Below are 11,445 nucleotides of genomic sequence, written 5' to 3'. Positions count from 1 at the left end.
GACACGTCCAGCCCGGCGAAGAACTCCATGGTCCGTCTCCCGCGATGTTTTGATCGCGGTACGGTACCAGATCCCGCATCCGGTGCGGTCCGTTTGGACGCCCCGGCCGGGCGAGGCGGCGGCGCGCGCCCCGGGCCCCGATTACGGCCGGCATTACGTTGCCGCTTCTGTGCCGCATACACTCATGTACGCTGTCATGCGCCCTTACGCCAACGTTAGCGATTGCCTCGGCGGAGGACCTAGAAAAATAAAACTGTTGAATCCGTTTTATTGGCGCCATAGGCGACTTCAGAAAACAAGTCTATTTAAGTCTGGTGCGAGCTACGCTTTTTTTGGCGGACGACACCATCTACACGGTCTTTGGTGCCAGCACCTTGGCGAAGGTGCACATGATCATCTTCGCGGTCATTATCGCGACCGCGCTGTGGTTCACCGATATTCCATCCTCATTGTTCGACTTCGTTCGATGGGCCTTGGTATCGGCCAGCGTGTTCATGGTTCTGGCGTGGCTGCTGGCGGGCTGGTCGGGCCATGGCGCCCCTTGGCGTCGAATATACCGGAGGTTACCCAGACTGAACGCCTGGGTGTTCCCCGACCTCAACGGTGTCTAGTACGGCACCACGCAGTCGAACTGGCCGGTCATCGACACCCTGCGCACGGCCGCGTCGAAGGGGGAAGCGCTGGACCTCGACAGCCTGGCAACCGTGCCGCTGCGCGAAGACGCCATGGCCATGGAGATCAAGGCCAACCTTTTCAGAATCTGCATAAAATCCAGACTTAGCAGCACAGACGAGTGCTCGAAAACACTGTCATGCCGGGCCGACTATGACTCGGACTGCGGAGACCACAGCGTCTCTTATATTTATCATCAGGCAACGCCAAAGCCGCTTTCGACGGACGAGGGCTCGCATGTCGGTGCTGCGACGCTCGAAATTGCACTTGGCTAGCCGTTGGTGATGCGCGGCGTCTACTGGACCCGTCGGAAATGGCGTGAGGGCATCAACACCGCCGGATGGATCGAGGTTCGGCAGGTGTCCGACAAACACGCCCCCGCTGGCGTGGACCTTTTGGCATATGCACAGGATCTGGCAGAACGTGGGTCGGGGCGGCGTCAATCTCGGGAGCCTGACCGTCAGGGATAGGATCGGCAAAGGATACAGCGGGCTTCGTTGCGCACCCACGGACTCTGCAATTTTAGAAGTTGCTTTTTAGCTTGCTAAAACCTAAGACGTGTGCGATCAATACCAAAGGTCTCGCTTGGTGCGGGGCCGGGAGCGACCTAAAGGAGAGCAATTATGACCATACGCACCTAAATCGCTAGCCCGCGCAAGATTCCGCCTGTCACAGGTGGTGCATGACGAAATTCACACGGAGTTAAATCCATGGACAGGAAGCCTTTCCGCAAGGCTGCCTATGGGGCTGCCTGCGCAATCGCGCTTGTGCTACTCGAAGTCTGCCTCGAGGCCTTCGTGCCCGATGTGGTCATCTGGATTCTGCATGTCCTGCCGGCCCTGCACGGTCCTGACCCGACGACCGCCGATCTGATTCTGACGGCGATGCTCCACCCCAACATCATCGCATGACCCCCTGACGCGGCCCGTCACCGGCGCGCCGGCGAGGGCTGATTCACGTCCAGGCCTTGGAGGGCGGACGCGGCCGGTCAGTCCTCCATCGCCGATAGTCAACGTGGAGGCTGAAACAGGGATCGACTAAGGCGCAAAAAAAGGGCTAGCAAAACCAACGCTAGCCCGAGAAAGATTCGACACATTATGAAGTATTAATCTGCACAGAGCAGGCGAATAGCTATGCACATCAAACCACTGCCGTCAAGGGGACGCTGATGAGTTGGGTTGCAGCCTACACGTTTCGCGGGATTCAGGACTATCTGAAAGGCGGGGGTCGCCTGTTGGATGTGGCCGGCGGGTCCGAGGTGATCGACAGCCTGTGCCGCGACGGGCTGGGGTTGGCGTTGCAGCGGCTTGGACTGATGGACAGCAAGGCCGATCCGTCCAAACCCGCTCTGATCCCCGCGCACGGTGATGTTCTCAAGAACGCGTCGGGACAGGTCGTCATCCGGTTCGAGGACAAGGATACGGCGCATCAGTTCGCCCGTCTGTGGCCCCTGATGGCCGATCACTGGGCGCCGAACGGGCGCCATACGGTAGCGCTGGAGCAGGTTGCAGATGGCAAAAACCTTGATGCGGCCATCAAGGAAGCCCTTGATCAAGCAAATAACGGCTCCGGCCTGCCCCCCTTCGCCCTACCGGACGCGACGCCGCTGACCTTGCGCAATCGCCGCACCGGCTGGCCGGTGGTTCAGGTCCCTGGTGACGACGACGAACTCGACGACCGCGATGCTTCGACCGTGCATCGGCGCCTGCGGGTAGGGCCGAAGAGCGCTCCCGGCCTGGAAAACCTGAAAACGCGCTTCGGATTCAAAAAAGAGCACGAATTGACCCGCGACGCCGACGCCCTGGCCCAGGCCGGCGGCAGCAGCATCCTGGCCGTGATCCACGCCGACGGCGCCGGGTTCGGCAAGATGTTCGAGGCCGTGACCAAGGCGGGCGGCCACGAGGCCGTCAAGGCGCTGTCCGAGGTCACCACCAAAATCGTTCAGGCCGCCGCGGAAGAGGCGGTGGACATTATCCGTGAGGTGCGCACGCATGACGGATACATCGCGTGCCGCCCCATCGTGCTGGGCGGCGACGACATGGCCGTGGTCGTGCCGGCGCGCTTCGGGCTGGCGGTCGCCCGCCGCTTCCTGACGGCGTTCGAGAAGCACTCGACCGAAAAACTGGCCTGCTTCAACCAAGATTATTCCGGCGCGTTGCCGGACCGGCCTCACCTGACCGCCGGCGCCGGCATCGCCTATGTTCACGCCCACCATCCGTTCAGCGATGCCTTGCACCTCGCGGACACGCTGTGCGGCTGGGCGAAGGACCAGCTTGGCGACGACAAAACCAAAACATCCTGCCTGATGGTCCATCGCGCGTTGGACACCGACGCCGGCGCTTTCCAAGAAATCTTCGCGACGGACTTCGTTCTGCAAGTGTCGGAAAAGAGAAAAAGAGTACTGACCGCCGGCCCCTACACCATCAGCCGGATCAACGGTCACGTCAGCCTGAACGATCTCGAAGCCCTGATGGATGCCGCGCGGCCGCTCCCGCTCGGCACCTGGAGAAGTATCGCCCGCCTGCTGCGGGAATCCGACACCGTGGCCGAACGCCGGCTGGCCCGGCAGTACGAGATCCTCGGTACGCGCGCCCACGCGCTACGCAAGGCTCTCAAGGACTTCACGGACGACCCCCGCAATCTTTGGCGCAAGGACCGTGAGCCCTGGCGCACCCCGATCCACGACATCGACGTTCTGCTTGGCCTGGAACAGCGCGTTCGCGGCCGGCTGAACGAAGCCGACGACGCGGTCGAGACGATGGAGGCCACGACCGATGCCTGATTCCCTTCCAGACACGGCCGTCTTCACCCTAACCCTGCACGACTACTGGCACTGCGCCACCGGCCGGACGGAACGCGTCGGCTCCGGCGCCCGGGTGGCGCGCAAGGACGGCCTTCCCCTTGTTCCCGGGCGCACCCTGCGTGGCCTGCTGCGCGAGGCGGTACGCCAGGCGGAACTCTTCGGCCACCTCGATCCCGGCGCCACGGTCTGGCTGTTCGGGCAGGAGGGGTCCGGCCAGCCGCGAAGCGAAGACGATCTGGTCGAGAAACGCCACGGCACCAGCCCCGGCGCCTTGGTGGTGGATGATGCCACCCTGCCCAGGGCGTGGCGAGACTGGGCGCGGACCCGGTCGCCGGAGCAGGAGGGCCTGGATCGGCTCGACCTGATGGGTGAGATCCTGCACGCCACCCGCATCGACCGCGAGGGGCAGGTGGCGGACGGCTCTTTGCGGTCGATGGAGGTCATGCCGCCCATGACACTGACGGCGCCGTTGACCCTTGACCCGCCGCCTCGCTGTCTCGTGCCCGACTGGGCCAGGGACGCCGACTGGCGCGCCGTGCTGACAACGGCCCTGCCGCTGTTGCGCGGGCTGGGCAGCCACCGCAACCGCGGCCTGGGGCGGGTCACGGCCACGCTGAAGGACGAGGCCGATCAGCCGACGCAAGGTGCCGCATGACGACCCCAACCGAAATCGTCCTGCGCCTGGACCTGGAAAGCGACGCGCTGTTCGTCGATACGCCCACGTCGGCCGGGCCGCAGGAGTCCCTTCCCTATATCCCCGGCGGGGTCCTGCTGGGGCTGCTGTCGCGGTTTTATAAGGAGATCGAGGAGGTCGGCGGCCCGGATCTGTCCTGGCAGGTTTTCCACGGCGGCGGGGTGCGCTTCGGCAACGGCCTGCCTCTGGTGGGCGGGCACCCCCTCTTGCCGTGGCCCCGCTCCCGGACAGCGAACCTGAAGGGGAAGGGCAAGATGCCGAGCGGCGATGAGACTCGGTCGTTTATCTCGGAAGATGGCCAGACCGTCTTCAAGCCGACCACCCGTTTTGCCCGCCGCACCGCCATCGACCCCCGGACCGGCCGTGTGCGCCAGGGCTTCCTGTTCGCCTATCGCGCCTTGACCGAGGGCCAAAGCTTCGTCAGCCGCATCACCGTTGCGCCAGAGGCCGAGGCCGCGTTTTCGTGTCTGGATCGTCTGCATGACCAGACATGGCGTCTGGGGCGGTCGCGCCATGCCGAATACGGCCGTGTGCGCATCACGCGCCTGGATGACCCACCCCCGGCACCCTCCCATGGTGATCTTGCGGGACAGGATACGGTGTCGCTTCTGGCCGTCTCCGATGTGGCGCCGAAGGATCACGGCAAACTTGACGCCGGGCTGTTCGGCCTGCCAGAAGGATGGCGGCCCTGCCGGGAAAAGACCGTCGTGAAATGGCGCACGCTGTCGGTCTACAACGGCCACCGGCAGGCCTTCGACCGCGAGCGGCATGTGATTGTTCCGGGCAGCGTGGTCGCCTTCACCGGCCCCAAGCTTTCCTCAGCGGATGCAGATCGGTTGCGCGCCACCCTTGAGGCCAGTGTGGGCCTGGGAACGGAGCGCGGGATGGGCGTCTGTCTGGCCAACCCACGGGTGCTCTTCGTCGAAGACCTCGGCGCAACCGGGCAGACAGACAGCCGACCGGCCGTTTCCGTTCCTGCCGCCCTCGAAGAGGATCCCCTCTTCAAGTGGCTCAACCGGCGCCACGCGGCGCGCACCCTTGGCGACGATGCCCGCGAGATCGCGCGCGGATTCGAGCCCCACTTCAAGACCTTCTATCAAACGCAGTGGCGAGAGGCCCGCGCGTCCGGTCGGGCGGCGGGCAACCTCGCCCCCTCGCCCAGCCAGTGGGGCGCGGTGCGCGACGAGGCCAACCGCGCCGCCGATCTGGAGGACCTGAAAACGCGTCTGTTCGACGGGGATAAAGCCTGTTGCGCCGCCGGGGTCGGCGGTCAGGTGTGGAAGCAAACGGCGCCCGGGCTGTCGCTGCCCGTGCTGAAGGATCAGGAGACAAGCGCACAGGCGCTCCTTAAGGCCGCGCTTGACCGTGAGACTCTCAGGGAAAAGGCGCAGACGGACCTGTCCGACACAGACCTGCAGGAACTGGCCCGTCTGGTGGTCATGGACCTGGCCGTGCATGTGCCGCGCCTGATGACCACGCTGGACGGGCAGGAGGCCAACCGATGACACCACAGCCCGAAGAGCCCAAGACCCCCGATTTCAGCACCTTCGGGAACGCACCCCTGCGCTATCTGGCGCGTATCACGATCACGCTGACGGGACCCCTGGCCGTATCGGCCGGCCGCACGCTGGACACCGGCGGCGCCGACGTGGTGCGCGACGCCAACGGGCTGCCGGCGATTCCGGGATCCTCGCTGGCGGGCATCCTGCGGCATGCATTCGAGGACAGCCTGTGGCACCTGGGAGAAAAGGCGGCGGCGCAACGGGCCAACCTCCTGTTCGGACCGACGGTGGAAATCGAGGACGGCCACGCCTCGCGCCTGTCCGTCACCTGGGCTCATATCCACGCCTCCGATGACAGGCCGGTGGACGGCCTGTTGTCCCCCGACGACGTTCGCCTGAGCGATCCCCTGCTGGCCGACGCCCGCGAGGGCCGGCGCCGCGACCGGGTGCGGCTATCGCACAAGGGTGCGGCCGACGGGCGCGGCAAGTTCGAAGACCGGATGGTCGCCGCCGGCCACCGCTTTACCTTTAATCTGTGCCTGCGGGGCGAAGAGGGCGACCGGGCGGACTGGCGCCGTCTTCTCGGGCTGCTGCATGACCCGAATGTCCGCCTGGGCGGCGGCACCCGGCACGGCAACGGCGCGTTCATCGTTGACCGGATGCTGGTGGAAACGCTGGACCTGCGAACAAAGGCCGGCTTTGCGAGGTACGGTGATATTCCGGCCCGGCTTGACGCGGACTGTCCCTTGCCGTCGTTGGCGGTTGATCCGGTTACGGCGCGGCCCTGCCTGCGCGTCACCCTGCGCGGGCTGCGCGCCGAAAGCCCGTGGCTGTCGGGCGGGGGCGTGCCGGAGGGCGCGGAATCCATCGCCCCGGTGCGCGAGAGACGGATTGTGTGGGAGGGTGACCGCGGCACGGTCGAGGAGACGCCGGTCCACTACCTCCGGGCCACCAGCCTCAAGGGCGCGCTCGCCCACCGGTTGGCGTGGCATCACAACGTCCTGACCGAACGGTTCGCCGAAGATGTGGTGACCCTGGACGACGCGACCGGCGCCAACAACGAGGCCGTCAGAATCCTGTTGGGTGCCCTGCCGACAACAAAGGACGATCCCGGCCGGCGCGGCTGGCTGGTGCTAGACGACGTGGTTCTGGACAAGCCGGCCGCGACTCAGAAGGTCGAGCATGTCTCACTGGACCGGTTCTCCGGCGGCGCCCGCAACGGCCTGTTGTTCTCGGAACGGGTCCTGGACCCCCGGACACTCCGCGCAGACTACGTCATTGACGTCGTGCCCCCGTTGGACAACGCCGAGGCCGCGACGGACACCATGCGCGAGGCCCTGCGAAGAACGCTGAACGACATCCAGCGCGGTCGGTTTGCCGTCGGTGGCGGGACCGGGCGCGGTAACGGCCGGCTGCGCTGCGAGGCCATCGCGTGGAGCGACGGCGGCGCCTGGATCGAAACGGGCACCCTTCCGGCGACAGGGGAGCGAGAGGCATGAGTGAGTCCAGGATGACCATGCTCAAAGAAGATGCGGACATCCTCGCCGGCTTCGTCGCGGAAATGAAAACGCACCTGAGAAGCGGCGACCGAACAGACCTGCCGGCCGCGCTGGACCGGACATGGACCGTCGTTCGCCTGACCAAAGCCGACGCAACATATGGCCGTGAAGCGCTTTGCGCGATGCTGGACGGCTTAGCGATCAAGGCGGGTTGGATGGTGACCACCGACGCCGTCTACATCGTCGAGCGGAATACGTGGAGCCCATGGCGGCAGGGCAAGCAAATCCTGCCCGATTTCGGTCGCGTGCTGGACGCCGACCTGGCCCTGGACGACACCACTGGCCTGCGCGTCACGCATCTGGGCGGCACACGCTGGCGGGTCAAAACGATGCTTGAGGGCGATGAGACCGGACATCCACACCTTATGACCAAAGACACGCATTACAGCGTGCTGAAGGGCCGAACGTTGCGGCACGCGGTCTATTGGCGGGAAGAGGCCGTCGAGGGCAACGAGGCCCTGCGCTGCCATCAACCTGTCGCGGCCCGGTTTCTTGACTTCGGTGAAAGGGAAGTGCGCCGATGACCCGCCTGACCGCGCCTTACAATTTCGTCCCGCTCAATGACACCGTGGTCCGCCCGGACTGGGCCGACAAGGTCAGCATGGACGTGCCGTTCAAGGACGCCCTGTGCGGATCGTTCGACATCGAGATCACGGCGGAAACGCCCCTGATCGTCGGCGGGCGGACCAACGCACCGCCGGAGGGCAAGGACGCGCCCAGCCACAAGGAGCGCGCCAACCTGTTCGGCCAGGATGTCATTCCCGGCACCTCGATGAAGGGCATGCTGCGGGCGGTGGTGGAGATCGCCACCTTCGGGCGCATCGCCCCGCGCATGGATAACCGCCGCTTCGCCGTGCGCGACCTGCAAAACGCGGCCCTGTACACTCACCACATGACGGAGATGTTCCGGCCCCGCTCCCGCGCCGGTTGGCTGACGCTGGACAGGACGACGGGCGCATGGCACCTGAGGCCGTGCGACTATTCAGTCGTGCGCCAGACGACGCTGGAGGCCCTGCATGCGGCGCGAAGCAAGGGCGCTCGCCCGCTGAATCTGGGCAAAGGCAAGACCGGGTCTCACGAGAAATACAAGGCGTGGGGCACTGCCTCGCTGGACATCTCGTTCACCCCGGACGCCTGGCAGGCCCGGGACGACTGGGCCAGGGGACGCATCCTGTCGCGAGCCGACGATGTGGGTCGGGGCGCGACGCCCGGCCGCATCGTCTTCACCGGCCAGCCGCAGGACCGCGACAAGAGGGGGGCCAAACGAACCGAATTCCTTTTCCACTCAGCGGCGGAGGAGACCCTTCCGGTTCCGGAGGCGGCGCGGGACGATTTCGAACACATCCACCGCGACCCTAACACCGGCACGCCGCTCAACGAGTGGGCCTATTGGCGTCCCCACCTGCTGAAGGGCGAGGCCGTGCCGGTCTTCTATCTGCCGGATGAGGCGGGCAAGGGCATCCGGGCCATGGGGCTGGCGATGATGTTCCGCCTGGCCAACCGGCACAGCACGCACGATCTCGCCCGGCAATCCGGAGACGGACCCGATTTCGCCGACCTCCTGTTCGGGTTCGTGGCGGAAAAGGGCGGCGACCGTGGTCCCGCGCTGCGCGGCCGGGTGCAGATCGAACCGGCCCACCAGACCCATCCGGGCCAGCGCGAGGGGCGCAAAAAGGAGATCCTGCTGGCGCCCAAACCGGGCTACTACCCGGCCTATGTGGCGCAGACCCACCTGAAGACAGGCACGCCCCCGAACGCGCCTGAGGTCGCCGAGAGCACTTATCGGTCCGCCGGCAAGGACCGCCCCTACAACGCCTATACGACCTACATGGACGACGACGCCCGAATCCGGGGCTGGAAACGCTATCCGGTCAGCCGCAACGTCCGCACATCGCCACCGCCCACGCTGAAGGAAGGCCGCGTCGTCAAGGACGCCAGCCAGAAGGTCTACAACACCTTCGAGCCGCACGGCCCCGGCACCCGCTTTCGCGCCAGGATGCACCTCCACAACCTGAAACGCGAGGAGTTGGGCGCGCTGGTCTGGGCCATCACCTTCGGCGGCCGGTCCGACACCCACCGCCACAGCCTGGGCATGGCCAAGCCGCTGGGGTACGGCTGCGTGAAGGTGTCCATCGACATGGCGTCCGTCGACATCGACAGCGTCGACGGCGAGATCTGGGACGAAACGAACGCCGAGACGCTGTTCCGCGACTGCATGGTGGCGTTCCAGGCGTATATGAACGAACGGACACCGACGCCGTGGGCAGAGACATCGCAGATCCGCCATCTGCTGGCCATGGCCGACCCGGACCATGGGGACGCTCTGGTCCAGGACAGTACGCTGGGCATTATGGCCGGGCCGCAGCCGTTCCAGGACGCCAAGAAGGCCGGGCTTGTCCTGCCGCCAGTCATCTCCGAGCCACCGGGCTGGCCCAAGCAGACGCCACCGCCACGCATCGTGGAACCGGGCGAACGCGGACCCGGCACCGGCAACCGCACCGCGCGCCGCTCTGCTGCACCGGCGCCGAAAGCCACACGCCGGGGCGTGGTGGATGGCGATCCGGTCGAGGTGCTGTCCATCGACGGAAACGAGGCGCAGGTCCGGTTTCCCGATGGGACCATCGAGTTCCTGGACGCCGACGAGATCGAGGACCTCACATGACCGCCACCGCACCGGTCCTGCTCCCCGCCCCGCTGTGGCACGACGTCTCAAGGGCCTGCGAGGGGCACACCCCACCGGCGACGCATCCGGTGCTGCTGGGGCGGCTGCGCGGCCTGTTGGGCCAAGACCTGGCCGACCGCCTGTCCCGGCAGGACCATGCCGCCCTGTTCCCGGCCAGCGGTCAGGCGCCATCCCCGCTGGTGCCCCGAATCGACGGCCCGGCCCATGGCCCGACGCTGACGATCCGCCTGATCGGCACCGCCTCTCGCTGGGCCGATCCGGTCGCGGCCGCCCTGGCGGCCGTCACCGAGGAAGGCCTGATCGTGCCCGGCGGCCGCCGGCCTCTGCTGGGGCGCGGCCCGATCCTGTGGCAGCACGACGCCGCGCCCGAGGCCACGGCCGCGCCCGGGCCAGGACCTCGGGTCGTGCTGGAAACGCCGCTCTGTCTGGCGGAGGGGGCCACGCTGGACGGCACAGCCCTGGGGCGGGCCGTGCGCGGTCGATGGCGCAGGCTGGCGCCGTGGCTTGATCCGGACCTGATCGCGCTGCCCGCGTTGAGCCCGCCGGAGGACGCCGATTGGCGCCGGCTGCGCCCCGTCGGCCCTGTCCGCCGGATCACCTGGACCCGCATCGCCCACCGCCAGGGCGAGCGGCCGGTCCCCATGCACGGCTGGATCGGCGCGTTCGGGATGAACCTGGATGACGCGGACCGGCTGCTTCCCTGGCTGCGCCTGGCCCAGGCGCTGCACGCCGGTCGCCACGCCGCCTTCGGCCTGGGGCGGGTGGGGATCAGAGACGGGTGAAGCGCACAAGGCCGGCGGTATTCAGGCCGTTATGCCACTCCCTGTTTGTCCAGTACTCCCCGTCTAGGACTTTGGGGCGGCGCTCGCGCGGAATGTCGATGCAGCCGGCCCCCAGGAATGACCGTGTGTCGGTCGTCTCAGGATCTTTCACGCGCCCTTCGAAAACATAGTACAGACGGTGCGGACAATTGCCCCGACCACGTTGCAATGAGCACGACAAAACTTCAGACGTCGAGTATTTGTTCTTCGCCGAGAATGTCATGGATATATTGGTGAGGGTCGTCCGGATCGAGACGGTACCCATAACGTTCAGCCTCAAGTTTTCTGTCTTCAACTCCTCGGTGGAATGACCATCCGCCATCGCCTTCAACATCGGGTAGTTCGATGACATCTCGGCGTCGTAGTCGCCATCGATGTCGGGAAACAGCCGCCACATCAGAGGTTGGCGGCACAGGGTCGGGAACACCCACTGTGTCAGGGCAAGGACCCCCAGGGAGAGGACGGCAACGGAAATCGACACGATGGAAACAATATTGATGCTGGAGAAAACACCGAAGGGGTCCAAAGCTACAAAAATAACGATCGCCGCGTTGACATACAGGGCTATCTTCAACACAGCTCTGAATACGGAGTCCGTTAGCACTTTTTCATCCTATTCAGCATGCGAGCATGATCGGTCATTGGCCGCCTCATGCCATGAGGCGTGGCGACAGGCTGTAATGGGCAACGATGGAATGGCTCCGACACCAA

General features: G+C 65.8%; 10 protein-coding genes. 9 read left to right on the top strand and 1 reads right to left on the bottom strand.

The window, feature by feature from the left end:
* Window positions 1-332 precede the first annotated feature (332 nt).
* The 9 genes from GGD82_RS19810 to cas6 all read left to right on the top strand — a co-directional run bounded on the left by GGD82_RS19810 (window position 333) and on the right by cas6 (window position 10,695).
* Window positions 333-611, top strand: coding sequence for a hypothetical protein (locus GGD82_RS19810; RefSeq protein ID WP_221240833.1), 279 nt, complete (start codon window positions 333-335; stop codon window positions 609-611).
* A gap of 771 nt (window positions 612-1,382) precedes the next feature.
* Window positions 1,383-1,583 (top strand): hypothetical protein, encoded by a 201-nt coding sequence (locus GGD82_RS19805; RefSeq protein ID WP_150064054.1) that lies wholly within the window; start codon window positions 1,383-1,385, stop codon window positions 1,581-1,583.
* Between the two features lie 257 nt (window positions 1,584-1,840).
* Window positions 1,841-3,454 (top strand): Cas10/Cmr2 second palm domain-containing protein, encoded by a 1,614-nt coding sequence (locus GGD82_RS19800; protein ID WP_150064055.1) that lies wholly within the window; start codon window positions 1,841-1,843, stop codon window positions 3,452-3,454.
* Complete coding sequence (locus GGD82_RS19795; RefSeq protein WP_150064056.1) at window positions 3,447-4,130, top strand: RAMP superfamily CRISPR-associated protein; 684 nt, start codon at window positions 3,447-3,449, stop codon at window positions 4,128-4,130. Before GGD82_RS19800 ends, GGD82_RS19795 begins: the two co-directional genes overlap by 8 nt.
* Window positions 4,127-5,674 carry a hypothetical protein gene (locus tag GGD82_RS19790; RefSeq protein ID WP_150064057.1) on the top strand — a complete coding sequence of 516 codons (1,548 nt, stop codon included), beginning with the start codon at window positions 4,127-4,129 and terminating at the stop codon, window positions 5,672-5,674. The genes GGD82_RS19795 and GGD82_RS19790 overlap by 4 nt, the downstream gene beginning before the upstream one ends.
* Complete coding sequence (locus GGD82_RS19785) at window positions 5,671-7,170, top strand: RAMP superfamily CRISPR-associated protein (protein ID WP_150064058.1); 1,500 nt, start codon at window positions 5,671-5,673, stop codon at window positions 7,168-7,170. Before GGD82_RS19790 ends, GGD82_RS19785 begins: the two co-directional genes overlap by 4 nt.
* Complete coding sequence (locus GGD82_RS19780) at window positions 7,167-7,754, top strand: hypothetical protein (RefSeq protein ID WP_150064059.1); 588 nt, start codon at window positions 7,167-7,169, stop codon at window positions 7,752-7,754. The genes GGD82_RS19785 and GGD82_RS19780 overlap by 4 nt, the downstream gene beginning before the upstream one ends.
* Window positions 7,751-9,892 (top strand): TIGR03986 family type III CRISPR-associated RAMP protein, encoded by a 2,142-nt coding sequence (locus GGD82_RS19775; RefSeq protein WP_150064060.1) that lies wholly within the window; start codon window positions 7,751-7,753, stop codon window positions 9,890-9,892. The genes GGD82_RS19780 and GGD82_RS19775 overlap by 4 nt, the downstream gene beginning before the upstream one ends.
* Window positions 9,889-10,695, top strand: a complete 807-nt coding sequence (gene cas6, locus GGD82_RS19770) for a CRISPR system precrRNA processing endoribonuclease RAMP protein Cas6 (protein WP_150064061.1) — start codon at window positions 9,889-9,891, stop codon at window positions 10,693-10,695. The genes GGD82_RS19775 and cas6 overlap by 4 nt, the downstream gene beginning before the upstream one ends.
* Here cas6 and GGD82_RS19765 read toward each other — a convergent pair.
* Window positions 10,682-11,338 carry a hypothetical protein gene (locus tag GGD82_RS19765; RefSeq protein ID WP_150064062.1) on the bottom strand — a complete coding sequence of 219 codons (657 nt, stop codon included), beginning with the start codon at window positions 11,336-11,338 and terminating at the stop codon, window positions 10,682-10,684. The two genes, cas6 and GGD82_RS19765, sit on opposite strands and share 14 nt — an antisense overlap.
* Window positions 11,339-11,445: the final 107 nt, after the last annotated feature.

This window comes from Roseospira marina (genome assembly GCF_014197855.1).
Classification (GTDB): domain Bacteria; phylum Pseudomonadota; class Alphaproteobacteria; order Rhodospirillales; family Rhodospirillaceae; genus Rhodospira; species Rhodospira marina.
The sequence above is the reverse complement of the archived record's forward strand: the minus strand, read 5'-3'. Positions and strand labels throughout refer to the sequence as shown.